Source organism: Streptomyces sp. NPDC023573 (genome assembly GCF_055559735.1).
On record NZ_JBVHKB010000012.1, the window covers coordinates 155,882 to 180,742 of the forward strand.

General features: G+C 69.8%; 20 protein-coding genes. 4 read left to right on the top strand and 16 right to left on the bottom strand.

Going from position 1 to position 24,861, the window contains the following annotated elements; all coding sequences use genetic code 11:
* Nucleotides 1–6 precede the first annotated feature (6 nt).
* On the bottom strand, nt 7–912 hold the full coding sequence (locus ACZ32T_RS31405; protein WP_467370490.1) for a sterol desaturase family protein: 906 nt from the start codon (nt 910–912) through the stop codon (nt 7–9).
* Nucleotides 913–1,586: 674 nt separating this feature from the next.
* Between ACZ32T_RS31405 and ACZ32T_RS31410 the strand changes: the two genes are divergently transcribed.
* Nucleotides 1,587–2,267: a hypothetical protein gene (locus tag ACZ32T_RS31410; RefSeq protein ID WP_467370452.1), complete on the top strand. Its 681-nt coding sequence runs from the start codon at nt 1,587–1,589 to the stop codon at nt 2,265–2,267.
* A gap of 568 nt (nt 2,268–2,835) precedes the next feature.
* Here the strand turns inward: ACZ32T_RS31410 and ACZ32T_RS31415 are convergent.
* The 4 genes from ACZ32T_RS31415 to ACZ32T_RS31430 form a co-directional block, all read right to left on the bottom strand.
* Nucleotides 2,836–4,362 carry a TIGR04141 family sporadically distributed protein gene (locus ACZ32T_RS31415; protein WP_467370454.1) on the bottom strand — a complete coding sequence of 509 codons (1,527 nt, stop codon included), beginning with the start codon at nt 4,360–4,362 and terminating at the stop codon, nt 2,836–2,838.
* Between the two features lie 144 nt (nt 4,363–4,506).
* Nucleotides 4,507–5,139 (bottom strand): hypothetical protein, encoded by a 633-nt coding sequence (locus tag ACZ32T_RS31420; RefSeq protein ID WP_398087538.1) that lies wholly within the window; start codon nt 5,137–5,139, stop codon nt 4,507–4,509.
* Nucleotides 5,140–5,147: 8 nt separating this feature from the next.
* Nucleotides 5,148–6,647: a hypothetical protein gene (locus tag ACZ32T_RS31425; RefSeq protein ID WP_467370458.1), complete on the bottom strand. Its 1,500-nt coding sequence runs from the start codon at nt 6,645–6,647 to the stop codon at nt 5,148–5,150.
* 14 nt (nt 6,648–6,661) lie between these two features.
* Entirely contained in the window at nt 6,662–7,141 is a 480-nt protein-coding gene (locus tag ACZ32T_RS31430; protein ID WP_467370460.1) for a hypothetical protein, read from the bottom strand.
* 104 nt (nt 7,142–7,245) lie between these two features.
* Between ACZ32T_RS31430 and ACZ32T_RS31435 the strand changes: the two genes are divergently transcribed.
* Nucleotides 7,246–7,377 carry a hypothetical protein gene (locus ACZ32T_RS31435; protein WP_279626903.1) on the top strand — a complete coding sequence of 44 codons (132 nt, stop codon included), beginning with the start codon at nt 7,246–7,248 and terminating at the stop codon, nt 7,375–7,377.
* A 449-nt stretch (nt 7,378–7,826) separates the two neighbouring features.
* Here the strand turns inward: ACZ32T_RS31435 and ACZ32T_RS31440 are convergent, their stop codons facing one another.
* The 3 genes from ACZ32T_RS31440 to ACZ32T_RS31450 all read right to left on the bottom strand — a co-directional run bounded on the left by ACZ32T_RS31440 (nt 7,827) and on the right by ACZ32T_RS31450 (nt 10,539).
* Entirely contained in the window at nt 7,827–9,356 is a 1,530-nt protein-coding gene (locus tag ACZ32T_RS31440) for a helix-turn-helix domain-containing protein (protein WP_467267640.1), read from the bottom strand.
* 203 nt (nt 9,357–9,559) lie between these two features.
* A complete protein-coding gene (locus ACZ32T_RS31445; RefSeq protein ID WP_467267638.1) occupies nt 9,560–9,757 on the bottom strand; it encodes a DUF4236 domain-containing protein in 198 nt (65 codons plus the stop codon).
* A gap of 83 nt (nt 9,758–9,840) precedes the next feature.
* A complete protein-coding gene (locus ACZ32T_RS31450) occupies nt 9,841–10,539 on the bottom strand; it encodes a GNAT family N-acetyltransferase (RefSeq protein ID WP_467370463.1) in 699 nt (232 codons plus the stop codon).
* A 292-nt stretch (nt 10,540–10,831) separates the two neighbouring features.
* Between ACZ32T_RS31450 and acnA the strand changes: the two genes are divergently transcribed.
* On the top strand, nt 10,832–13,546 hold the full coding sequence (acnA, locus tag ACZ32T_RS31455) for an aconitate hydratase AcnA (RefSeq protein WP_467267634.1): 2,715 nt from the start codon (nt 10,832–10,834) through the stop codon (nt 13,544–13,546).
* 69 nt (nt 13,547–13,615) lie between these two features.
* Entirely contained in the window at nt 13,616–14,845 is a 1,230-nt protein-coding gene (locus ACZ32T_RS31460; protein ID WP_467267633.1) for an ROK family protein, read from the top strand.
* Between the two features lie 71 nt (nt 14,846–14,916).
* Here the strand turns inward: ACZ32T_RS31460 and ACZ32T_RS31465 are convergent, their stop codons facing one another.
* The 8 genes from ACZ32T_RS31465 to ACZ32T_RS31500 form a co-directional block, all read right to left on the bottom strand.
* On the bottom strand, nt 14,917–15,744 hold the full coding sequence (locus tag ACZ32T_RS31465) for an endo alpha-1,4 polygalactosaminidase (RefSeq protein WP_467267632.1): 828 nt from the start codon (nt 15,742–15,744) through the stop codon (nt 14,917–14,919).
* Nucleotides 15,741–16,403, bottom strand: coding sequence for a spherulation-specific family 4 protein (locus ACZ32T_RS31470; RefSeq protein ID WP_467267630.1), 663 nt, complete (start codon nt 16,401–16,403; stop codon nt 15,741–15,743). Before ACZ32T_RS31470 ends, ACZ32T_RS31465 begins: the two co-directional genes overlap by 4 nt.
* Entirely contained in the window at nt 16,400–17,326 is a 927-nt protein-coding gene (locus ACZ32T_RS31475) for an NAD-dependent epimerase/dehydratase family protein (protein WP_467370465.1), read from the bottom strand. Before ACZ32T_RS31475 ends, ACZ32T_RS31470 begins: the two co-directional genes overlap by 4 nt.
* A gap of 7 nt (nt 17,327–17,333) precedes the next feature.
* Entirely contained in the window at nt 17,334–18,047 is a 714-nt protein-coding gene (locus ACZ32T_RS31480) for a nucleotidyltransferase family protein (RefSeq protein ID WP_467267627.1), read from the bottom strand.
* Nucleotides 18,048–18,080: 33 nt separating this feature from the next.
* Complete coding sequence (locus tag ACZ32T_RS31485) at nt 18,081–19,082, bottom strand: GDP-mannose 4,6-dehydratase (protein ID WP_467267626.1); 1,002 nt, start codon at nt 19,080–19,082, stop codon at nt 18,081–18,083.
* Nucleotides 19,083–19,188: 106 nt separating this feature from the next.
* Complete coding sequence (locus ACZ32T_RS31490; RefSeq protein ID WP_467267624.1) at nt 19,189–20,625, bottom strand: hypothetical protein; 1,437 nt, start codon at nt 20,623–20,625, stop codon at nt 19,189–19,191.
* Complete coding sequence (pelF, locus tag ACZ32T_RS31495) at nt 20,622–22,145, bottom strand: GT4 family glycosyltransferase PelF (protein WP_467370467.1); 1,524 nt, start codon at nt 22,143–22,145, stop codon at nt 20,622–20,624. Before pelF ends, ACZ32T_RS31490 begins: the two co-directional genes overlap by 4 nt.
* 98 nt (nt 22,146–22,243) lie before the next feature.
* Nucleotides 22,244–24,385, bottom strand: coding sequence for a hypothetical protein (locus tag ACZ32T_RS31500; RefSeq protein ID WP_467370470.1), 2,142 nt, complete (start codon nt 24,383–24,385; stop codon nt 22,244–22,246).
* Nucleotides 24,386–24,861 lie beyond the last annotated feature (476 nt).

Sequence of the window (24,861 nt, forward strand, 5' to 3'; positions counted from 1 at the left end):
GGGGGACTACGCGGTGTGGGGCGGGCGGCGCACGGGGTGGAGCAGGCTGGCGACGATCGAGCCGGTCTCCGGGAACGTGGCGGGGTCCTTGACACCGACGAGCGCCGGGCGGCGGTCCGGTCGCCAGGTGAAACTGCCGAAGAGGCGATCCCAGACCGAGAGGTCCACGCCGAAGTGACCGGCCTCGGCCAGGTCGGCGCTGTGGTGCAGCCGGTGTTGCTCGGGGCTGGCCAGGACGTGGTGGAGCGGACCGAGTCGGACGTCCACGTTCGCGTGCACGAAATAGCCTTGGACAAGGGTGAAGAGCGCCACCGCGAAAAGGCAGTCGGCGGAGAATCCGAGAAATCCCAGTGTCAATTGGACCGTGCCCTGTTTGAAGGCGACATCCAGTAGGTGGTTGACGCCGTTATTGGCGACGTTCACTTTTCCCGGGACGTGATGAATTCCGTGTACCTTCCACAGCCACCGATTCGAATGCGCCCAGCGGTGGACGAGATAGCCGGTCAGTGAGGAGGCCAGCAGCGCGAGGGGCACCTCGGCCCCGAGCGCGAGCCCCGGTCCCGTGACGGGGGTCGCGGCCAGAACGGCCGCGACGACCGACTGGCCGAGCATGGCGCCGGCCATGGTGAACCCGAAATAGGCTGCGTACCAGCACAGTTCCCGGCCGCTCGGGTGCCAGTCGGTCCGGTGCGGGATCAGCCGCTCCAGCGCCGCGAGATAGACGATGGTGCCGATCAGGAAGAGCTGGACGGCCCGGCCCCGGTCCCAGTCGAAGCGCAGAACCGAGGTGAAGAGCCAGACTGCCGACAGGAGCAGAATCGGGTACGCGGCATAGCGGAGAAACTCGCGGGCGGACGCGCCGGTGGTCCACGCATTCGCCGGCAGCGACCCCATATCAGGTCGATCATCCATGCGGAGAATCTCCATCACATCCGAATAGGGAGTTCGCAGAGTAGCAGCGGACGTGAGGGGTCGTGAATGAGTGAACGGCGTTTTTTGGCCAGCGCGGTAAGGGGGGCGCGCGAGGGTAATTTATAAGAAGAAGTTCTTTTCATTGTTCGGTGCCCGTGGGGCGGGGTGGAGGGCACGGGGTGCCGGTGACCGGAAGTAACGATTCCGCACTCGCGTGGGCGGCGCCGGCCATGCCGGTCGCCACCCGCGTAGAGAGCGGTTACCGCGGGGTCCGGGCCCGGCGGATATGCCCGAAACCATCGCCCTGTGGGGGCGCGTGTGGGGCCACGGGCGGAACACGAGCCGTACAACTCGGGCGGCCGGACCGCACAGGAGCTCGCAAGGAGAGAATTGCCCGGGTATACAGGCCCACCCAACCTGGCGGCCCGTCAACGTTGCAGCGATCGAACGAGGGACGATCCCCGGCCGCCGAAGACTCCCGTGTGGGAACCGTCCAGAGAGCATGGGTTTCACGTCCTGCGACACTTCTACGCCTCCGAGCAGCTGGAGGCCGGCGAATCGGTGCTCTCCCTGACGCCGTGGCTCGGCCACACCGACCCGGGGTCTACCGTGAGAAAGTACGCCCACTTTCTGCCCAGGGCCGGAAACCGCGGTAGCGGCGCCATCGACGCCAGTTGTCGCGCGCCCAGGCCGCCGGAGACACGGCCGCCGAGCTCAAGGCACTGCAGAGACGTGTCCGGCAGCTCGAAGAGGATGCCACGTCCTGGGAGGACATGGCACAGAGCTGCATGGAGGAACGCGACAAGGCGCGAGGCGATGCCGCCACCGCTGAGGTCCTGCGTCAGGACCGGGACTATTGGAAGAACGAGCACCTGGGCCTGTCGAAGGGTGGGAGCGGGCGGGCGGCCACATTCGATGCCTGGAGCGAGATCCCTCTTTTGGGATCGGATGCCGTGCTCACTTTCGAAGCTCTCGCCAATGCGTCGGAGGGGCACATCGTGTTCACGGCGAGAGCGGCGCGCGGCTGGAAGGACTCCCGCTACCCGTACCCCCAGGAGATGACCGACCGGCTGACCGCCCTCGCGCAGGCTGCGATGGACCCGTACTCCCATTCCGGCAAGATGCCCAGGCTGGCCCAGTGGTGCTACGACGACCACGGACTGAGATTCGCGCCCAACGACGAGAAACTCAGCAAGGACAAGCGTTACTTCACGTTCAACGGGAAGCGCTGGGACGGACTGCCGCACATCAAGGTACGGGACGCCGTCTCGCCCAACGAGGTCGGACGCATCTACTTCGCCCTCGACTCCGAGGAGAAGCGGTTCATCGTGAACCATGTGGGACTGCACCTGTAGCCGACCTCGGCGGGCACTTTGGCGGCCTGTGCACCGACTGTCGGCTGTGACGCTCGTTTGACGCTCCAGGTACCCACACGCAGGATGGCGAGCCGAGAAAATGGTGTCTGACCTGAGCTTTTCCGTGACCCGCCCAGGCCGACATCTTTCCGATGACTCATCACGTGAAGAGCGCGGTGCACGTCGTCGCTCCTGGCCCAAAGTCCCAGAAAAGTCCCAGAGACTCCGTCACACCCCGCCTCGACTCGCATTTGTGCAGGTCAGAAGGGGTGTGATGGTGCTATTTTTGCAGGCTTTCAGATGTCGCGGAAGAGACCCGCCGGCGCGGCGACCCGCCACGATGAGGAGGGCTTGGTCGCTGACCTGCATGAATTGTCGCCAGTTGTCGCATTTTCATGACAGTTGGTCGAAGCCCCAGACGAGTCCCGGGAATCCCACGACAGTGCAGATCGATCAGCGCAGCAGGTCAGTGGCAGTCACAGGCCGGCAAGCCCAAGGCGCGCTGATGAGCGGGTCATAGAAGTCCGGGCAGGCAGAGATGGAGGCTGCCCGTGCGCCCGTACATGCATCACGACACCGGCCCGCAGAACTGTGCGGGCACCCGCACATCGCCGTCCGCCCGAGATGAAGGCGGAGGACAGGGGCTGGCGCCGCCCTCAGGGATGTCGACCACCTCGACCGTCACCCCACGTGCTGCAAGTGCCTTCGCGGTCTGGGCCATGGTGATCTGCGAGAAGCCGAATACGGACTCCGGAGTGAGGTCGTCGCGATTCTTGAGCTGCATCGCCAGGACGATCCGCCGCGGCGTGTAGTCCTCCGGAAGTACCAGCGCTCCGCCGCTCAGCCGCCCCACCTTCGCGGTGAAGTCCGCCCGGACCTGAGGGGACTCCTGGAGCAGTTCCACCGCCACCCTGGCCTGGCTGAAGAGATGGCTCAGCGGGCCGGATCCCCCCGCGCGCTTGACGAGGATCAGGGTGCCGTCCGGAGTGAGGAGGTCGCAGATCTCGACCTGGTCCCGTGGGCGAAGCGGGTTGGGGACGTTCTTGGTGTCGAGACAGAGCCAGCCAGGCCGGTCATCGGCCACCCTGTTGTTGTAGGTGTTCTCGGTCTCCCCGTCCGACCAGGACGGAAGGGACACGGACGGGGTGGGCGAGAACAGGGCTCGTACTGTGGCACGGCATTCCTCTACGTAGGCGGCTCCTGCCTCGTACCACTCGCCTTCCATCAGGAAGAACCGCTTGGGGCCGAGTGACATGCTGGTCTCCAGCCAGCTCAACGCGCTGGTGACGGCGAGCGTGTCGGTGACTCCCGCGCGACGGTCCCTGGCCAGCGTCACTGTTCCGTCGCGCAGCGCCTTGAGGCCTCGGCCGGGGGGCGCCAGTCGCGCCCGGGTGAGCGTGTAACCGAGGTCGAAGTCGCCGGAGACCAGGGCGCCCGGACTGTTGATCTGCGTCCGATACGTCGTGGCGTCCCCGTACGCCACGTGGTGTTCGGAGGGGACGGAGACGGAGACGAGCGCCTCGGCGCGCCCGCCGAGGCGCTCGTCGAAGCCCTGATCGAGTTCGTCGAGAGTCATCGTGTCGGTGACCGGAACGATGTGGTCGACGAACTCCAGCTCCTGGTGCGGGATGTCCTCACGGCAGATCCTCGCGATCGTACGCAGGTCGGAGATCAAGGCATCGGGCTCGACGCCGAGAGCGATCCTCAGTCCGCAGCCTCCCTGGGCGCTGACCGCCCTTCCACGTTTGTAACGCGACCGGGTGAGTGGCAGGTCGTCGAGGTAGCCGCCGAGACTTCGCACGATGCGGGAGTGATCACGAATGCCCAGCAGCGGAACCGGAGCACCTCCCGGAACCAGCGAGATGTCGGTGCGCGCCCGCCCGAGTGACCTCGATACGGCGCCGCGGATCATGTTCGGGTCCATCTGGCGGATGGCGAAGGAGAGACCGAACCGCTTGTCCTTGAGGTGCTCGGGGGTCAGCCGGTACCCCTGGTCGCAGCCTATGGCGTACACCGCATCATCGACGGCGAGCAGGAGCAAGGCAGCGGTACGGCGGACGCTCTCGCTGACCGTGATGCCGGTGGTGCGTGACATGGGCATGCAGCCGATTCGGATATCCTGACGGATCTCGGCCTGCTCGGGAATGGGCCCGGATCCACCGGACGACGCACCTCCGAAGAGCCGAGGCCGGAGGTTGCTGCCCCGTCTCCTGGGGGTTGCTCAGGGCCGCGCGCACGCCTACTGCCTGTTGCCCGCCGGCGGCGGCTTCATCGACGGTTCGATGGTCGACCGGACGTATATCCGCGTTGTGCCCGGCTTGTACTCGTGGACGAACAGGTCGATGCAGCGCTGAAGCTGTGCGCCTTCAGGGGTGTCGAGCCCTTCGGGGCAGAGGCTGGTCCTCCGAAGGTCCTGGGTGAATGTTTCCGGCTCCGGCAGCCCGAGATGAGTGAACGTAGCCGCAGGGCGGTAGTCCTTCCCCTTGATGAGGGTGTTTCCAGACATCTTGATGTTGCCCGGGACGAGCCGGTCCGTGTAGGTCTGCGCTTCTGCACTCGGCAGCACGAAGGAAAGCAGTCCCGTGTCGTAGCGCTGCCCGACCTTGTAGCCAGCGCGCCGGTCCGATGCCTGCTCCGGGAAGCGGATGCCCACTTGTTTGCTCATCCAGGCCGGGGTCGCCCCCTCCTCCCAGCAGCAGTTCATCTCCTGGTCCAGCAGATCCGACTCCGCGCGGTCGGCCACCCACCACAACCCGCCGGCCACGGCCGCGCCACCGACGCAGAACACCAGAGCGACGATGACGATCGGGACCCACAGGCGACGCGGAGGCTTGGGCTGTCCACCCTCGACTTCATGACCGGGACCATTCATACGAGTCTCTATCGCCCTTCCTGTTGCTCACGACCGGGATCTGTACGATCGCCGGCACGTCCGGGCTCGTCGGGCTGCGGCAGCGGGCCTTGGTGCGGGTCGGACACGCCCAGATCGTAGTGCTTGACCGAACTGCTGCCCGCCATGTCGAATTCGCGGGCAATGCCGGTGGTGTGGAAGCGTGCCATCTGACCATCAGGGACGCTCATGTCGTCGACTCCCGGGACGGGGATTGTCACTCCCTTGTCCTCGTCCCAGTTGTAGCGGTCCCACGCGTTGGCCTGATAGTCCAAGCCGACCACAGGCTTTCCGTTCGCATCGGGCTCGACCGTGACGACTCCGGTCACGTTCGACCTGGTCGAACCCACCGCGTAGAACCAGTTCTCATTGACATCCGGGGTGAAGCTGAAGTCCCGGTTTTCGGTCTCCACGGGTATCGACACGGGCTGCCCACCGTTCCTCCTGAACTCTGCCAGCGCCTGGTCACGCCATGCGTCCTGGTGATCCGTGACAGTGCGGTCGATGTGCGAGCGGAATTCGGGTACCTCGGACATCATCTTGTCGATGGGCAGGTCCATGTCCGTCCCGCTATTGCCCAGGTAGTGCGCCATGTGCCGGGCGGCGTCGTTGTCACCCTTCCAGTCGGCCAACTCGGCTACCAGGTTCATCTTCTCCAGGTTCCTGCGCTCCTCCGCGCCCGGCTCCTCGACGGCGTACGGGCCGGAGCCCCGGTCGGCAGCGGCTTGCTTGACCGAAGGAGCGAGCAACCCGGCGGCCAGAAGGTCGTCCCTGTGTCCTGCCCACAACTCCCCGCGAGCCTGGGGGCTCAAGGACGTCCACAGCCGCCGTAGCTCGGCACGCTGCGCGGCGTTCGCGTCGTCGCCGAGCGACGCGAGTTTCGTGGCACGGGGCAGCTGGTCCTCGTCCAGCGAGGTGTATGCCGCATGCCCTGCGTTGTGCGGGTCACCGCCGTGGCTGCGCTTCAGTGCGCGAGTCACCGCTGCGTCGACCTCGGCCGCATGAGCCACCAATCCTGTGAGGGTATCCGCGTACCACTGCATCAAGTCCTTGGTCCGCTGTGAGGTTCCATCCGCATCACAGAAGGCCTCTGTCACCTTTACCGTGCCGTTGGGGCCGTCCGTCACCATCAGGCCAGGATCTGGGCCCGCCCTGCGAGCGGGATTTCCCTGACGTGCTTCCGCGGAAAGGTCTCGGGCCTTCTTCTGGATCTGTGTCAGTTCGGCGTGGGCGTCTTCGAGCACCGCGGAGACGCTGGTGGCCTCCAGGTGCAGATCCGCGACCTCTTTCGCCGTCTTACGGACGAACTCCTTGGTGACCGAGGCGTTCTCGCCTGCCCACTGAGCCCCGTCCGACAGTAGGAGAAGGCCGCTGTAGACCTCGGCCCTCAGCTTTGCCAGGCTCGCGGCCGTGGACTTCCAGTCGGTGGCGGCGGTACTCAGCCTTCCGAGGTCGACTTCGACGAGATCTGTATAGCTGAACGGTCCCATGGGGTCCGACCTGCTCACTTCACGTACTTGAGTAGCTCGGACACCGGGACTGCGGAGCCATCCCTCCGCGTGAGGGTGGCGAGGACCTCCGCCTCGTCCTTGGCGTGCCTTTTCTTCGAGTAGTCCAAGTGGTTGGAGATGTGGGCACACATCTGCAGGACGGTCTTGACCTGCGAGGTCCAAACCTCGAGCGTGGTGTACAGCTCGGTGCCCAGGTCAAAATTCCGACTCTTCAACTCCGCCGCGGCGCGGGCCGTAGTCCCGGCACCCGACTTGTCCATCCCGGCTCCGGCGATATCGGCGCTCTTCTGCAGCGCCCCATGGACCCGAAACGCTTCATTGCCAACAGCGCCCAGGTCGTCCTGGTGGACCACCAGGTCCCCGTGAGTTCCGGACCCACTCGGTGTCGTCCCGGCTGCATTCAGTCGCATCTGTGCGGACCGGCGATCCCGTGCATCTGATGTGAGCTGTGCCCACTCGTCTTCGAACGTCACCGTTCCCCCTGTTTCGGTGTGAACCACAGAGCCTACGAGCGGAGTTGCTGACGCGTCGGAGGGTTCGAGCTCTGCGCGCGGCAGGCATCCGACTCCCGCTCACCGTGCGACCGCTGATCTGGGGACCCGCGCCGGTCTGTGCCACCGCGGCCCTCAAGGCCACCCTCGTCACCCCGACGGCTCCCAGCGGCCTGCCGCTGCGTGCCGCCCGCACATTCACCCAGCGCTTCAGCTGACGAATCCCCGGGTGGGCCGAGTGCGTCTCCTGCCCCCAGTCGCTCACGGCCCTTCTGAGGCTGCGGCTGCACATGGTGTGCACTCTGCGCGGCCTGCCCGACGCGTTCGCACTGACCGACCGAAAGCCGACAGAGTGCGAGACGCTCGTGGCACTGTTCGAGGTCGAGCCCGGGCTGCTCACCAGACGCAGGCGAATAGCGACCCGACGTGACACGAACGGCATCGGACGTGGCGAGGCCGCTTCGGCGACAACCCTCCGTAAAGACTGACGGGAACTCAGATTTTTTTGATGTGCCGCCTCTATTCAAGATCATCTTGCACATGCATTGCACAAGGTGCTGAAAGGCAACAGTGATCTGTGGGGGGTTGCGAAGGTAGGTATCCGCAGGTCAGCGGGCGCATTGGGCTGTCGTGCCCCTTGCCCTCAAGGGGCACGACACCCCGCCGGTCAGATGTCGCGGAAGATCTCGATCTGCGCGCCCACCGAGTTCAGCCGCTCCGCCAGCTCCTCGTAACCCCGGTTGATGACATAGACGTTGCGGAGAACGGACGTGCCCTCGGCGGCCATCATCGCCAGCAGCACCACCACCGCCGGCCGCAGGGCGGGCGGGCACATCATCTCGGCGGCGCGCCAGCGGGTCGGGCCCTCGACCAGGACGCGGTGCGGGTCCAGGAGCTGGAGCCGGCCGCCGAGGCGGTTGAGGTCGGTGAGGTAGATCGCGCGGTTGTCGTAGACCCAGTCGTGGATCAGGGTCTTGCCGTGCGCGGACGCCGCGATCGCCGCGAAGAACGGCACGTTGTCGATGTTCAGCCCGGGGAAGGGCATCGGGTGGATCTTGTCGATGGGCGCCTCCAGCTTGGAGGGCCGGACCGTCAGGTCCACCAGCCGGGTTCGGCCGTTGTCGGCGGCGTACTCCGGCGTGCGGTCGCAGTCGACGCCCATCTCCTCCAGGACCGCGAGCTCGATCTCCAGGAACTCGATCGGGACCCGGCGGATCGTCAGCTCGGACTCCGTCACCACGGCGGCGGCCAGCAGGCTCATCGCCTCGACCGGGTCCTCCGAGGGGGAGTAGTCGACGTCCACGTCGATCTCCGGCACCCCGTGCACCGTGAGGGTCGTCGTTCCGACGCCGTCGACGCGGACGCCGAGCGACTCCAGGAAGAAGCACAGGTCCTGGACCATGTAGTTGGAGGACGCGTTACGGATGACTGTCGTGCCGTCGTGCCGGGCGGCGGCCAGCAGTGCGTTCTCGGTCACCGTGTCGCCGCGCTCGGTCAGGACGATGGGGCGGCCCGGACGGACCTCGTGGTCGACCTGGGCGTGGTAGAGCCCGTCGGTCGCGGCGATCTCCAGGCCGAAACGGCGCAGCGCGATCATGTGGGGCTCGATCGTGCGCGTGCCGAGGTCGCAGCCGCCGGCGTACGGCAGGGTGAAGCGGTCCTCGCGGTGCAGCAGCGGGCCGAGGAACATGATGATGGAGCGGGTCCGGCGCGCGGCGTCGGCGTCGATGGACTCCAGCTCGAGCCGGTCGGGCGGCAGGATCTCGAGGTCGACACCGTCGTTGATCCACCGGGTGCGTACGCCGATGGAGTTGAGGACCTCCAGCAGCCGGAAGACCTCCTCGATGCGGGCCACCCGGCGCAGCACGGTGCGGCCCTTGTTGAGCAGTGAACCGCAGAGCAGCGCGACGCAGGCGTTCTTGCTCGTCTTGACGTCGATGGAGCCCGAGAGCCGACGGCCACCCACGACACGCAGGTGCATGGGACCGGCGTAGCCGAGCGACACGATCTCGCTGTCGAGGGCCTCGCCGATGCGGGCGATCATCTCAAGGCTGATGTTCTGGTTGCCGCGTTCGATGCGGTTGACGGCGCTCTGGCTCGTCGCCAGCGCCTCGGCGAGCTGACTCTGTGTCCAGCCCCGATGCTGGCGGGCGTCACGGATGAGCTTGCCGATACGTGCGAGGTAGTCGTCTTCCATGGCTGCACGCTATCTCAGATATGAGATGAAGCTCGTGTCGGGGGTGTGGGATTGAGGTGACGGTCAGGTGCCCGGCCGTGTGGAGGCGCCTGTTTGAAGGGTCGGACGCCCCCGGCTCCCCGGCGTGCGGAGCTCGGCCGAACGGGTGAGCCCGGCCGAGCCCGCGAGGGTGAGGTGAGGCGGGCCCGCGACGGTGGGTGAGGTCAGCCGCGGCGGCGGCGCGTCGTCCGGCGCCAGCCGAACGGGCCCGGCAGATCCATGGAGGTGGTGCGCCGGCCGGTGCTGCTCGTGGTGCGCCTCGGTCCGTGCCGTCCGCCGGTGGTGACGGACCACGAGCGGCGGTTGATGTTCAGCCGGACGCCCGGGAGGATGTGGAAGCTCTTTCGGAAGGTGAGCGGCATCTGTGCCTCCTCTGTCAGGAGTACGGGTATCCCGAAGTCGCCGGGTCATGCGCGCCGGACCACCCGACAGGCCGCGGGCGTCGTCAGCGCCGCGCCGGGTCCGGGCCTCGCAGGGCGTTGGCCAGGGGCGCCGATATGGTCCATCCCGTGCTCTCGTACAGGGCCCGCCCCTCCGCCGACGAGGCCAGCAGCCCGACCGTCGCGCCCTGCTCGGCGGCCGCGTCGGTCAGCGTGCGCATGATCAGGCGGCCGAGACCGCGGCGCCGGTGGGCGAGGTGGGTCTCGACCTTGTCGATGACGGCGATGACGGCGGTGACGGCGGTGGCGGCGGTGGTGCCGGTGGCGGCGGTGACGGCCGCCTGGCCCCGTGCGGCACACGTGCCGTCGGCCGCGCACACCCGGGCGTGGGTGACGCCGTCGTGGATCCAGGTGCGGAGCCGGTAGCCGTGGGGGAGGGGGGCCGGGGTGCGGGCGGGGTGGAGCGGGGCGGACATCAGGTAGCCGGGTTCGTCGGCGACGGACCAGCCGGGCGCGATCCAGGACGCGAGCGACTCCGTCCGCACGAAGGCCTTCAGCCGGACGCCGGGCACGGCCGGGGCCCCGGTGATCTCCCGCACCGTCGTCGCGTCGGCGGCGGTCAGGACGTGGCTCGTGGCGTGTGCGGGAGGTCCTGTGCTCACGGTGAAGCCCCACGGTGAGGGGTCCGGTTCACCCGCTCCCCGCGAGAGGGCCCAGCCGTGGACCCATGCCCGTACGGCTTCGGAGGTGGTGGTGACGTGCACGGCGCCTTCCCGGGCGGAAGTGGTCGGGGGTGATCGGCATCGAAATGCACCGGTCCCGCCCGCGTGCTCTCTCGGTGCGGCACAGGACACGGGCGCCCGGGCATGACCGCGCGGCGGCTATGTACTAGAGTTATCTCGACATCGAGATATCTGCCGAGGCGCACCGCAGCCGCCGCTCGGTAAGGGTTACCTAACTAATCCTTACCTTAGCGGATGGTGGGGGCCGCAGGCGGCGCCGGCCGCACATGAGGCGCGGCGCGGTTGAACGCGCACATTGAAGAAGGAGACTGTCGTGTCGGCGAACAGCTTCGACGCCCGCAGCACGCTGCGCGTGGGTGACGAGTCGTACGAGATCTTCAAGCTGGACAAGGTCGAGGGCTCCGCGCGCCTCCCTTACAGCCTGAAGGTGCTGCTGGAGAACCTGCTCCGCACGGAGGACGGCGCGAACATCACCGCCGACCACATCCGGGCGCTCGGCGGCTGGGACTCCCAGGCCCAGCCCAGCCAGGAGATCCAGTTCACGCCGGCCCGCGTGATCATGCAGGACTTCACGGGTGTCCCGTGTGTCGTGGACCTCGCCACCATGCGTGAGGCCGTCAAGGAGCTCGGCGGCGACGCCACGAAGATCAACCCGCTGGCCCCGGCCGAGCTGGTCATCGACCACTCCGTCATCGCCGACAAGTTCGGCACCAACGACGCGTTCTCCCAGAACGTCGAGCTGGAGTACGGCCGCAACAAGGAGCGCTACCAGTTCCTGCGCTGGGGCCAGACCGCCTTCGACGAGTTCAAGGTCGTCCCCCCGGGCACCGGCATCGTCCACCAGGTCAACATCGAGCACCTGGCCCGCACGGTCATGGTCCGTGGTGGCCAGGCGTACCCCGACACCCTCGTCGGCACCGACTCGCACACCACGATGGTCAACGGCCTCGGCGTGCTGGGCTGGGGCGTCGGCGGCATCGAGGCCGAGGCCGCGATGCTCGGCCAGCCGGTCTCCATGCTCATCCCGCGCGTCGTCGGCTTCAAGCTGACCGGCGAGCTCCCGGCCGGCACCACCGCCACCGACCTCGTGCTGACCATCACCGAGATGCTCCGCAAGCACGGCGTCGTCGGCAAGTTCGTCGAGTTCTACGGTGAGGGCGTCGCCGCCACCTCCCTCGCGAACCGCGCCACCATCGGCAACATGTCGCCGGAGTTCGGCTCCACCGCCGCGATCTTCCCGATCGACGACGAGACGCTGAAGTACCTCCGCCTCACCGGCCGTGACGCGCAGCAGGTCGCGCTCGTCGAGGCGTACGCCAAGGAGCAGGGCCTCTGGCTCGACCCGGCCGCCGAGCCGGACTTCTCCGAGAAGCTGGAGCTCGACCTCTCCACGGTCGTCCCCTCCATCGCCGGCCCGAAGCGCCCGCAGGACCGCATCGTCCTCGCGAACGCCAAGGCGCAGTTCGCCCAGGACGTCCGCAACTACGTCGCGGACGACGAGGAGGCGGGCAAGGAGTCCTTCCCGGCCTCCGACGCCCCCGCCGCCTCCAACGGCGTTCCGTCGAACCCGGTCACCGTCACCGCGCCCGACGGCACGACGTACGAGCTCGACCACGGCGCCGTCACCGTCGCCGCGATCACCTCCTGCACCAACACCTCGAACCCGTACGTCATGGTCGCCGCGGCGCTCGTGGCGAAGAAGGCCGTCGAGAAGGGCCTGACCCGCAAGCCGTGGGTCAAGACCACCCTCGCCCCGGGCTCGAAGGTCGTCACCGACTACTTCGACAAGGCGGGCCTGACCCCGTACCTCGACAAGGTCGGCTTCAACCTCGTCGGCTACGGCTGCACCACCTGCATCGGCAACTCCGGCCCGCTGCCGGAAGAGGTCTCCAAGGCGGTCAACGACCACGACCTGGCCGTGACCTCGGTGCTCTCCGGCAACCGTAACTTCGAAGGCCGGATCAACCCCGACGTCAAGATGAACTACCTGGCGTCCCCGCCGCTGGTCGTCGCGTACGCCATCGCCGGTTCGATGAAGGTCGACATCACCAAGGACGCCCTCGGCGTCGACCAGGACGGCAAGCCCGTCTTCCTCCAGGACATCTGGCCCTCCGAGGCCGAGGTCAACGACGTCGTCGCCAACTCCATCGGCGAGGACATGTTCAACAAGTCCTACCAGGACGTCTTCGCGGGCGACGCCCAGTGGCAGGCGCTGTCGATCCCGACCGGCAACACCTTCGAGTGGGACTCCGAGTCCACCTACGTGCGCAAGCCCCCGTACTTCGAGGGCATGACGATGGAGACGTCCCCGGTCGAGGACATCACCGGCGCCCGGGTTCTCGCCAAGCTCGGCGACTCGGTCACCACCGACCACATCTCCCCGGCCGGCGCGATCAAGGCCGACACCCCGGCCGGCAAGTACCTCACGGAGCACGGCATCGAGCGCCGTGACTTCAACTCCTACGGCTCGCGCCGTGGTAACCACGAGGTCATGATCCGCGGCACGTTCGCCAACATCCGCCTGCGCAACCAGATCGCGCCGGGCACCGAGGGCGGCTTCACCCGGGACTTCACGCAGGCCGACGCCCCCGTGTCGTTCATCTACGACGCCTCCCAGAACTACCAGGCCGCGGGCACCCCGCTCGTCATCCTGGCGGGCAAGGAGTACGGCTCCGGCTCGTCCCGTGACTGGGCGGCCAAGGGCACCGCGCTCCTGGGCGTCAAGGCCGTCATCGCCGAGTCCTACGAGCGCATCCACCGCTCGAACCTCATCGGCATGGGCGTCCTCCCGCTCCAGTTCCCCGAGGGCCACACCGCCGAGTCCCTCGGCCTGACCGGTGAGGAGACCTTCTCCTTCGCCGGCGTGACCGAGCTGAACAACGGCACCACGCCGCGCACCGTCAAGGTCACCACCGACACCGGTGTGGAGTTCGACGGCGTCGTCCGCATCGACACCCCCGGCGAGGCGGACTACTACCGCAACGGCGGCATCCTGCAGTACGTCCTTCGCAGCCTCATCCGCAAGTAAGGGCTCAGGAAGTGAGCGAAGGGCCGCACCCCCGGGGTGCGGCCCTTCGCCGTTAGGCTCGAAGGTCTGATGAAGAACACCCTCACCTCGCCCGCGGCCAAGGCCGGACACGAGTCCGTGCGCCGCCACAACCTCAGCCTTGTCCTGCGGACCGTCCGTGACGAGGGCGAGGTCACCCGGGCCCGGGTGGCGAGCCTCGTGGGGCTGACCAGGGCCGCCGTCTCCTCGCTCGTCGAGGAGCTGCTCGCGCTGGACTGCCTCAGCGAGTCCGGCAAGACCTCCAGCGGATCGGCCGGCCGCCCCGGCACCGTGCTGAAGCTCTCCCGCACCGGCCCGGCGGGGCTCGGCGTGGAGATCAACATCGACTACGTCTCCGTGTGCGCCGTCGATCTCACCGGCACCGACCGGGTCCGGGTCACCGAGCACACCGACCACCGGGACGTCCCGCCCGCCGAGGTGCTGGCCCACGCGGCCCGGCTCACCAACCGGGTCATCGCCTCCACCCGGGAGCAGGAACTGCGGGTGGTCGGCGTCGAGCTGGCCCTGCCCGGCCTCGTCTCCGGCGGTGTGGTCCGGCAGGCGCCCAACCTCGGCTGGAGCAGGGTCGCGGCCGAGGGCATCTTCGGACAGGCGCTCAGCACCCTGCGTCCGGCCGGGCGGGCACTGGCCGTGGGCTCCGACAACGAGGCCAATCTGGCGGCCCTGGCCGAGCTGTGGTTCGGCGGACTCGGCGGCGTACGCACCTTCCTCTATCTCACCGGTGAGATCGGCGTGGGCGGCGCGCTCGTGGTGAACGGCGAGATGCTCCGGGGCGCCCACGGGTTCGCCGGGGAGATCGGACACGTCGTCGTCGACCCGCAGGGCCCCCTCTGCCGGTGCGGCGCGCACGGCTGCCTGGAGCAGTACGCCGGCCGGGCGGCCCTGCTGCGCGCCGCCGGGATCGACCCGGACACGGGCGTGCGCGGGATCGACGAGCTGGAGCAGCGGGCGGCGGCCGGCCAGCAGCGGGCCGTCTCGGCGCTCCGGGAGGCAGGGGACCGGATGGGCGTGGTGCTGGCCGGCGCGGTGAACCTCTTCGACCCGGAGGCCGTCGTCCTGGGCGGGATCTACCGCAACCTGATGCCCTGGCTGGAGGGGCCCGCGGACGCCCAGCTCACCGCACGGGTCGTGTCGGGCCGCTGGCACGAGAACGGCAGCCGGCTGCGCGCCTCGTCCCTCTCCGGCGACGCGGCCAGGGGCGCGGCGGCCCGGGTGATGCACGAGGTGCTGGAGAACCCGGCGGCATACGCGATGCGGTGACGGGTGCGGCGGCCGAAGGGTGGAGCCGCGCCGGGCCGCCGGGACGAAGGCCGCCGCACAGCCGCAACCGTTCAGCAGGCCTTGCGCCAGGCCCCCAGCTCCCACTTCTTCACCATGGAGGAGAGCCCCAGCCTCCGGGACTCGGGGCAGAAGCGATGGGCCGGCTCGGTGTACTCGACGTGGAAGACCGCCTTGCCGGCCTCGATGAACGGTGTGAGCCGCGCGCACTCGCCGTACTGGGCGCACTGTTCGTTGACCGCGAAGTCGAAGGCGTCCACCAGCTGCGGGATCTGCGCCAGATCGTTCTTCAGGCCCACCGCCAGGCCGCGTTCATGGGCGATCGAGGCGATCATACGGTTGTACTTCAGCTGGTCCCGCGCGGTGAGCGGGAAGCCGGTGTCGTCGGCGTACCCCTCCACCAGATCGGGTTCCACCGCGTCGAAGCCCTTCTCCCGGCACATGTCGAAGCGCCGTTCCATGATCGGCCGCAGCAGGGAGATCCGACGGATGTCGAGCCAGCGCTCACCCTGCCAGCCGTTCGGTCCGCCCAGTACCGAGGAGGGGAATGCGTCCCTGTCCGGCCGGTAGTCCTCCCAGGCGCCCACGTTGATGTAACAGATCACCTTGCGGCCGCCGCGGTGGAGCCGGGCGACGTCCGCGGCGTCGTTCTCGAAGCCGTCGATGTCGTAGACCGGTACGTCGGCTGCCGCGGCGTCGACCTTGCCGTCGAGCTGCCACTGCCAGGCCAGCCCCGGCCGGGGCTGCCACCGGCTCTGCGGCGGCTCGACCGGCGCCGCCTCCCGGCTGCCGTCCGGGGCGGAACAACCGGCCGTCGCGGCCGTCACCGAGACCGTCAGCACGGTCAGCAGGGCTGCCCACGTCCGGGCTCCGCGCCTCACCGCTCCGCTCCGGTCAGCACCGGTGTCAGCCGGGACCACGGGTTGGGCGGTCCCCCGGTCACCGGTCCCGACACGGCGGCGCCACGCTCGTGAGCGGTGCGCACGGCCAGCGGTGCCAGGGCTTCGGGCACGTCGTACACCAGATGGCAGAAGCGGTCGGGCGGGTGACGCGCTGTCCAGTCGGCTCTGCTGAACGCCGATACATAGGTGGACCAGGGGCCCTCGAAGGTGACGAGGAGATCGGCGATCCGGGCGTAACCGGGGGCGGGGTGCACGCCCGGGTTGAGGACCACGGGCGACGCGCCCTGCCGGCGTAGCGCGCGTACCAGCCGGCGGTAGGCGGGCAGCGCGCTGCCCGCCGCGCTCACCCGGTCCAGGAAGCAGCCGTCGGTCGCGTACCACTCCCGGTGCCGGGCGGCATCGGCGGTGACCTCCGCGGCGGGCCGGGCACCGTAGTCGGTGTCCACGTAGCCGAGCAGCCGGACGCCCGCTGAGCGCAGTGCGCCCGCCGCGGAGACGAAGGAGGCATCGGGGCCGCCGCCCGGCCCGTCGGCGGGATTGAGCACCACGGCGTAGGTGAGGTCGGCCGCCGTGGTGAGCCGCTGCCAGGCGGCCGGGTCCACGGCCGGGTGGACGTAGAGCGGGATCAGCAGGTTCACGACGGCAGTTCGCTTCTCTCACGCGAGGAGGGGACGGGGGCGCCGGCCGACCACAGCGCCGCCAGCGACTCCCGGAGCGTGTACGAGGGCCGCCAGCCGAGAGCCGTCCGGGCGGTGGAGATGTCGGAACACTGCCAGGACACCTGCCCCGACCGGACGGAGCCGGCGCCCTGTTCCTCGATGTGTCCCCCGAAGTCCGCGATGTCCGCGAGCGTGCGCACCAGGTCGCGCACCGGTACGGCCTCGCCGCCGCTGATGTTGAGCACGCGCGGCAGTGGCCCCGGCGACGTCACGGCCCGCTCCACGGCCAGCGCCACGTCGCGCGCGTCGACGAAGTCGCGGTAGGCCGAGAGATCCCCGAGGCGGAGCACGGCGTCCGGGGCCGTGCCCGCCTCCCGCAGCATCCGGGTGACCCTGCCGGGCAGCCCGGCGGGCGGCGCCCCCGGCCCCACCGGGTTGCCCACCCGGAGGACGAGCGCGTCCAGGCCGGAGGTCGAGACGGCGATGGTGCCGGCCAGTTTCGTGGCTCCGTAGGCGCTGAGAGGCCGGGTGGCCGCCGACTCCGTCACCGGGATTCGGCCGGCCCCGGGACCGTACTCGGCCGCCGAACCGAGGTGGACCAGCCGGGCCGAGGGGCAGGCCACGGCGATCGCCGCGCACAGGACGGCCGGCCCTCGGGCGTTGGCCTCCGCGAGCGTCACCGGGTCGCCCCCGGTCGCGCCGGCGCAGTTGACCACGGCGTCCGGCGCCGCCGACGCCAGGCGTTCGGCGAGCCGGTCGGTGGAGTCGGTGGCGAGGTCGACGGGGACGTCGGCGGCCGGGGACCTGCCGCCGGCGAGGACCCGCGCGCCCCGGAGGGCGCCGAGCCGCTCGACGACGTGGGTCCCCAGATAGCCGGTGGAACCCAGGACGAGGATGCGCATACGGTGTTCAGGCTCCCTTGAGCAGCAGGGACTTGCGGCTGGTGAACTCCGCGTTGGCACGGTCGTAGTCGTCGGGACGTCCGATGTCCAGCCAGTAGCCGTCGAAATCGTAGGCGTGCGGCGGGTTGCCGGAGGCGAGCAGATCCAGCACCAACTCGTCGAAGCCCAGCGGCAGCCCGGCGGTGTACCCGTCGAGTGTGGACCGGGTCAGCCCGTACACCCCCATGGAAACGCGGTAGTCCATGCTCGGCTTCTCGGTGAAGCCGACGACTCTGCTCGCGTCGGTGGTCAGCACGCCGAAGTCGATGAGCACCTGGCGTGCGTACGTGGCGATGGTCAGAGGAGCTGCGGAGCGCTGGTGGCGGTGGAGGACGTCGGCGTAGTCGAGGTCGGTGAGGATGTCCCCGTTCATCACCAGGAAGTGTTCCGGCAGTCGCTCACGCATGGTCAGCAGGGGGCCCATGGTCCCCAGGGGCGACTCCTCGGTGGAGTAGTCGACTCTCAGCCCCCACTGGGAGCCGTCGCCGACGTAGGCCCGGATGATCTCGCCGAGATGGCCTATGGCGATGGTGCAACCGGTGAATCCGGCCGAGGCGAGCTGGCGCAGGACGATCTCGAGGATGGCGTGCTGGTCGCCGATGGGCACCAGCGGCTTGGGCAGGGCCGTGGTGTAGGGACGCAGCCGGACACCCTTGCCTCCGGCCATGATCACTGCGTACATGGTCTTCCCCCTTGCTCGACGTGCGGGATGTGGTCAGATGTTGTAGATGCCGGTCTTGTAGCGGGCGAGGTTCTCCGGTTCGCGGAAGAACTCCACCGTCCGCGCGAGGCCTTCCTCCAGGTCGTGCGCCGGGCTCCAGCCGGTCGCCGCTCGCAACCGGCCGGCGTCGGCGACCAGCCGCATGACCTCGGAGTTCGCGGGTCGCAGCCGCTGCGTGTCCTCGCGGACGTCGAGCGCGGTGTCCATCACCTTGCCGATGAGGGTGACGAGATCACCGACGGAGATCTCGCCGCCCGTCCCGGCGTTGAAGGTGCGGCCCACGACCTGCTCGGCGGGCGCGGTGCCCACGGTCAGGAACGCCTGCGCGGTGTCCTTGACGAAGGTGAAGTCGCGGGTGGGACGCAGGTCGCCGAGGGTGATGGTCCGCTCCCCGGCCGCGACCTGGCCGATGACGGTCGGGATCACCGCCCGCATGGACTGCCGTGGCCCGAAGGTGTTGAACGGCCGCAGCGTCACCACCGGGGTGTCGAAACTGGCGTGGTAGCTGTCGGCCAGCCGGTCCCCGCCCGCCTTCGAAGCCGCGTAGGGGGACTGGGTGTTGATGGGGTGGTCCTCGGTGATCGGCACGGTCTGCGCGGTGCCGTAGGTCTCGCTGGTGGAGGTGTGCACCAGCCGCGGTGTGCCCGCCGCCCGTACCGCCTCCAGCACGTTCAGCGTGCCGGTGACGTTGGTGTCCACGTAGCTGTGGGGCGCCCGGTAGGAGTACGGGATGGCGATGAGGGCGGCCAGGTGGTAGACGCTTTCGGCTCCTTCGACGAGATGGCGGACCGAGCCAGGGTCCCGGACGTCGCCGAGGACGATCTCGACCTCGCCCAGGACGTCGGGGGAGAGGGTCTCCAGCCAGCCGTACGAGGAGAAGGAGTTGTACTGCGCCATGGCCCTCACCCGGTGACCGGAGGCGACGAGCGCCTCGGTGAGGTGGGAACCGATGAAGCCTTCGGCTCCGGTGACGGCGGCGAGCGGTGGGGCGGTCAAGGTGGGTCCTTCCGGTGGTCGGTGAGTGGTTCCGGGGCGCGGACCGCAGGCGGTTCGCGAAGACGTACGGCGGTGCGGTGGTACGTGCGCGGCCGGTGAGGCGACTTCAGACGTGGGCTGCCGGCCGGCCCAGCTCCCGCACGGCCACCGCGGTGAGACAGAGCACGGCGCCGCCGCAGCACAGCGGCAGCACCGCGGCGCCCGCCGGGGCGCCGGTCAGCGTCACCACGCCGGCGACGACGGCCGCAGTGAGGCACAGGGCGGCCGGCGGCCATGCGACGCCGAACGCCTGGAGCAGCAGGGAGATCCACAAGGCTGCGGCGAGCAGCAGCAGGGGGAGGGGCTCGGCGTCCACGAGCAGTGAGGCCGGCGCGAGCACGCCGAGATACACCAGCAGGCAGCCGGCGAGAACGGCGGCGGACCGGGCCCGGAACGCGGCGGGCGTCCTTGTGGACCGCAGCGCCGCCACCGACAGTCCGCGGTAGCGGTACAGCAGCCACTCGGCCGGGCCCATGCTCAGGGTCAGCACGATCACCGCCCAGGGATGGTCCCGGCCCGCCAGGAACACCAGCGACCCGGCGGCCAGTCCGAACAGCCCGTACGGCAGGGACGGCCATAGACCCGGACGTGTGGCACCGGGAGCGGCCGGGGCAGCACGGGCGGCGCGCAACACCCCACCGGCCGCGGCCACCGAACCGAGGAGCGACAGCAACGGCAGCCCGGCCCGCAGCACGTCACCGGGCTCCCACCACAGCAGCGCCGTCCCGCCGGCGGTGACCGGCACGAGGACCGCCAGCAGCAGCCGCTCACGGCCCAGTACGAGCAGCACACCGGCCGCCGCGAGGTAGGCCGACTGGGCCGCCACGGCCAGTGCGGTCACGCCCGGCCCCGAGAGCGCGGCTCCGGCGGCCGCCGCCGCGACGGCGCCCAGCGGCGCTCCCTTCGCCAGGGTGCGGCCCGCCTCCCGGCGTCCGGTGGCCAGGCGCACGTATGCCCGGTGGCCCAGCGCCTGGTTCCAGGCCCAGGAGATCAGTCCGGCCACCACCAGCGCCCGTACCGTGCCGTCGGAGGTCAACAACCGTCCGGCGAGTGCGTAGGCGAGGCCGGGCAGCGCGAACAGCAGCCCTCGCAAGGCGCAGCGCAGATGGTCGGGCCGCCAGGGATCAGGGGGCCTCGGGGGCTCGGGGAACGTCCGCGGGACGCGCCGGTACAACGCCGTCGCCAGCGAGAACAGGTCGGTGTGACCGTACTTCTCCTGGATCACCTCACCGGTGAGCCCCTCGGACTCCAGCAGCGCGGCGACCTCGTACGGGTGGACGGCTGGCGCGACGCGGTCGGCCAGTTCGGCGGCGAGCCTGTCCACCGCGTCGCGTCGCGCCGCGTGGCCCGGCAGGACCAGGGCCAGCGTGTGCTGGTCGGTGACGTGCCGGGCGGGGGCCCGGACCTCGGCGAGGCGCATGGCGAGCGTACGGTCGTCGGCCAGGCGTAGGGCCAGGGTGTCCTGCTCCGCGCCGCCCGGCTCCAGGGACATGGGTCCGCTCATCCGGCCGCGCTCCTCACCGGTGCTCTGTCCGCCGTCGCCGGCGCCTGTTCGTCGAAGGCCGCAGGAGCGCCCCTGCCGCCGGAGACCGACAGCTCCTGGTAGATGGAGCGGAAGGTGTCGATGGTCTGCCGGAGGGTGAACTGCTCGATCACCCTGAGCCGCGCGGCCTCGCCCATCGTGCGGCGCCGCTCCGCGTCGGCCAGCAGTTCCAGCGCCGCGGCGGCCATCGCGGCCGGGTCGCGGGGCGGCACCACGAGGCCGGTGTCGCCGACGGCCTCCCGGACACCGCCCACGTCCGTGGAGACGGTCGCCCGCCCGCAGGACATGGCCTCGATCAGGGTGAAGGGGAATCCCTCGCTGATACTGGAGAGCATCACGACGTTCCCCGCCGCGTAGGCGTCCTTGATGTCCTCGACCCGGCCCTCGAAGGTGACCGCGTCGGCGTGGCCCAGTTCCGCGGCCAGGGCCACGCACCGGTCCCGGTATCCCTCACCGCCGCGCGGCGTGCCACCGAAGAGGCGCAGCCGCGCGGCGGGTATCCGCGCCCGTACGAGCGCGAAGGCGCGGATCAGGGTCTCCAGGTCCTTGATCGGGTCGACCCGGCCCGCCCAGCTGAGCACGGGATCGGCCGGCTCGGGACCGGCGGGCGGGAACGCGGCGGGGTCCACGCCGTTGTAGACCGTCCGGATCGATGCCGGCGCGGCACCGCCGCGCTCCTCCCAGAGCCGGTTGTAGCGGTTGCCCGGGGTGATCAGTGCGGCGCGCCGGTACGTCTCCTCCGCCAGCAGCCGGAAGAAGCCCAGCACGAGTGCCTTCACCGGCCACCGGTAGGGGGCGGTGCGGTATCCGAGGTAGCGCTCGCGCAGATAGACGCCGTGCTCGGTGAGCAGCAGCGGCACACCGTGGCGTTCCAGCGCGGCGAGGCCGGGCAGCACCGCCACGCCTCCGCTGACCGCGTGCGCCACACCCGCTTCCGGCAACGGTGCGGCCAGCGGCCTCAGCGCGTGTTCCAGCAGGGTGGTCGCCGTCACCGCGTCCTGCAGGGTCGGCCGGGCCTCGCACACCGCGAGGCCGGGACGGTTCCACAGGGCCGTCAGGACGCCGATGGCCCGGTCCCCGCGCAGGAAGGGACCGAGTCGGCCGTCCTGGGCGGCCCGTGCGAGCGCGTACAGCGCCGGGCCGAAGCCGTCCTCGGCCTGCGGGTCGAGCAGTGCGGTCAGGAACCGCTCGTAGGCCTTGGTGAGCCGCTCCAGGTAGCGTCCGCGCGGGGCACGACCGTCCGGTGCGGGACCCCACATCGGGACGGAGACGACACGGCCGACGTGGGCGGGGATCTCCCAGACGACCGGCTCACGGCCGGTTCCGGTGACGGCGGTCACGTCGAAGGCGATGTCGGGCATACCGGTGACGAGCTGGTCGCACCAGACGCTCACGCCGCCGTGACTGTGCGGGTATGTGCCTTCGGTGAGCAGGGTGACACGCGACGCGCCGGGGTGTCGCGCGCCGTGGGGAAAGTGCATCGATGTGCTCCACGGCCGGGAGGTGGGGTGTCGGGCCCGGGGGTCGCGGGCCCGTCCCGGCCGCCGTACGGCGGCCGGGACAGGAGGGCGTACGCCTGTCAGCGTTCTGCGGCGTACGGAACCTGTTCCTCGACCCCGGCGGGCACCTCGGTCCGGGGTGCGGCGGACGTCGAGGCGGGCGTCGCCTCCGGCTCGGCCGCGGTGACCGGCGTACCGGCGGCCGTGGGCAGGTCCAGGGTGTACGGCAGGCCTCCGGCAGGGGCCGCGGCCCAGCCGGAGACCGCGCCGGCGTAGGAGGACCCGAACGCCGCGCCGGTGTGCCGGGTGCCGGCGGGCATGGTGGCCGCGAGCGCCACGCCGTCGGGCGCCTGTACGGACACGCTGTCGCCGATCCGGTAGGCGGTGACCTGGCCCGCGTCGACGGCGGCCCGCCAGGCGGCCCGGCGCTGCATCTCGACGCCGATGTCCTTCATCCGCAGGTTCACCACGGGGGTGTCATCGGTGAACAGGTCGTCGTAGGTGTCGAGTACGCCGTCGAGGACCGGATAGGCGATGCGGCCCTCGGCGAGGTTCGACTGGTGGATGAAGTGAGGCTTGACGTCGTTGGCGAGGACGTGGCCCAGCGCGATACGGGTCTCCAACGGCACGATGTGCTCGGTGTAGCCGGTGGCGGTGTCCAGCGGCTCGGGAAGACAGGTCGAGGTGGCGGGGTTGTCCTCGCAGATCCCGCTGCCGCCCTGGGCGCGGCTGGTGTAGATCCAGTTGTACTCGTCGACCTGTTCGGCCGGCTGCGCCGCGTTGTAGAAGATGTTCATCGGGTAGCGGGAGACGGTCGTGGCGGGGCCGACCTGGCGCTGTACGGGGTCGCGGGAGTTGTCCGATCCGAGCCACTCGATGCCCGTGTCCGAGAGCGCGGGCCCCAGGTTGGGGTTGTCCACCGGCTGCTGGGGGGTCACCTTCAGACCGGAGTGCTCACCGGTGACCAACTCTTCTCTGTGCAGCGGGAGTCCGGCCGCGACGCCCCACGCCTCGTTGGCCGCGATCTCGTCGGCGATCTCGTTCCGGCTGACCCACCGGGTGGAACCGTCCGCGTTCGTCGCGCACTGCCACGGCACCACGGAGGTGTTCTGCGCGCAGCCCAGGAAGGCGTGGGTGTACGTGTGGTTGATCCAGCGGAACCGGTCGCGGTCGGTGATCAGCTTGTCGGCGAGGGGGTCCTGGCCGGCGTTGTCCTCGCGGTGATCCACGGTGCCTGAGGCGTTGTAGGCGAAGTCGAGGGTGAACTCCCGGCGGGTCTGCCAGGAGGTCGCGTGGTCGACGTCCGCCGGGACCATGCGGATCGGGTTCGGAGTCCCCTCGCCGGGCTGGCAGTCGACGTCGCCGGGGGTGCAGTTGAGCGTGGAGTCCCAGCGGTCGTCGGCGGCGAAGACGTCGTCGACGTGGACCGCGAAGTAGTTGCGGTCGGCGCCGAGGTGCACCCCGCCGGTCATCCACTCCACGATGCCCCGGGCCAGCAGCCGGTACTGCTGCTGGTACTGGTTGTAGACGAAGGTGACGACGAGTTCGCGCCGCCCGTCGTGCCGGTACTCGCCCACCAGGGACCCCTTGGTCGTCCTGCCGGGGATGGTGGCCTGGACGTAGGGGACGAAGTCGGCGCCTGCCGCCGGCGTGGAGAGGTAGGCGTAGGACTCACCCACGGTGGGGGAGTTGTCCTCGAAGGGGACAGCGCCCTCCAGGTATCCGAAGGCCCCGGCCCGGCCGGCCTGCGTCACCTCGGCCCGCACCCCGTCGATGCTGCCGGCGTAGCCCGTACCGACCGCCGCGTTGAGCCCCACCTGGGGGCGGGCATAGGTGTAGGCGTCGACCTGCGGGATCGAGTACGTCTGTTCGTAGGCCGCCAGGGCCGCCATCTCGGCGGATCCCGTGGAGAACGGATTGTCGTTGGGCAGGACGACGGCCTGGTACTTCGCGCGCGGTCGGCCGTCGACCGTGTCGGCGAGGAAGTCCGCGTCGATCACGGACCGTCCGGAGTCCGCCAGGTCGATCTCGGTGTAGGGCGTTCCGGCGTTCTCCAGTTCGGCGGCGATCGCGGCGGTGGACGGCCCCCCGTCGCTCACCACCAGGACGCGCAGATCGACGCGCGGTGGCGGATCGTCCGCACGGGCGGACGCGGCCGGCAACCCGATCGTCGCCATGAGTGTGCCCAGTACGAGCGCGGTGGTGCGCATGGTGCGCTTCATGCGGTGAAACCCCTCCCCAGGGCAGGGAAGGGCGAGCTCCTTGCGGAGCCTGCCCCGCCCCCACGGCAACGCCGTCGCCCCCCTGAGACGCCGGTCATCGACGTATACGTCGCCTCACATAGTGAGGTCTGTGTGGATATTCTGTGCGCCTGATCGGGAACTTGGCGGAAAAGCGCATGTATAGCGCAATGCGACAAGATGGTCGGCGTGAGCGATGCGGAGCCCCCCGGCGGGCGGTGGTGAACCCGGCTGCGACCTCGTGCGCTGCTGCGGAAGCCGAGCGACGGTCCGCGGGCCGTCGTACGCTGCCGCGGTGGGACGCCAGTGGTCTGGACCAAAGTGCGGATCGGCGGGCATCCGGATCAAGTCATTCCCGGGGCGGCATGCCGACGGCGGCCGGCCTGGAGCATGGCCGACCGCCGTCCTCGTCGCCGAGGTTCCCGCTCAGCGCGTGAGCGCGCCGCTACGGGCGCGCA

Bases quoted from the DNA above. Each gene is read 5' to 3' on its own strand.
- ACZ32T_RS31405 (WP_467370490.1), bottom strand. From the start codon at position 912: ATGGATGATCGACCTGATATGGGGTCGCTGCCGGCGAATGCGTGGACC.
- ACZ32T_RS31415 (WP_467370454.1), bottom strand. From the start codon at position 4,362: ATGTCACGCACCACCGGCATCACGGTCAGCGAGAGCGTCCGCCGTACC.
- ACZ32T_RS31420 (WP_398087538.1), bottom strand. From the start codon at position 5,139: ATGAATGGTCCCGGTCATGAAGTCGAGGGTGGACAGCCCAAGCCTCCG.
- ACZ32T_RS31425 (WP_467370458.1), bottom strand. From the start codon at position 6,647: ATGGGACCGTTCAGCTATACAGATCTCGTCGAAGTCGACCTCGGAAGG.
- ACZ32T_RS31440 (WP_467267640.1), bottom strand. From the start codon at position 9,356: ATGGAAGACGACTACCTCGCACGTATCGGCAAGCTCATCCGTGACGCC.
- ACZ32T_RS31445 (WP_467267638.1), bottom strand. From the start codon at position 9,757: ATGCCGCTCACCTTCCGAAAGAGCTTCCACATCCTCCCGGGCGTCCGG.
- ACZ32T_RS31460 (WP_467267633.1), top strand. From the start codon at position 13,616: ATGAAGAACACCCTCACCTCGCCCGCGGCCAAGGCCGGACACGAGTCC.
- ACZ32T_RS31475 (WP_467370465.1), bottom strand. From the start codon at position 17,326: ATGCGCATCCTCGTCCTGGGTTCCACCGGCTATCTGGGGACCCACGTC.
- ACZ32T_RS31480 (WP_467267627.1), bottom strand. From the start codon at position 18,047: ATGTACGCAGTGATCATGGCCGGAGGCAAGGGTGTCCGGCTGCGTCCC.
- ACZ32T_RS31490 (WP_467267624.1), bottom strand. From the start codon at position 20,625: ATGAGCGGACCCATGTCCCTGGAGCCGGGCGGCGCGGAGCAGGACACC.
- pelF (WP_467370467.1), bottom strand. From the start codon at position 22,145: ATGCACTTTCCCCACGGCGCGCGACACCCCGGCGCGTCGCGTGTCACC.
- ACZ32T_RS31500 (WP_467370470.1), bottom strand. From the start codon at position 24,385: ATGAAGCGCACCATGCGCACCACCGCGCTCGTACTGGGCACACTCATG.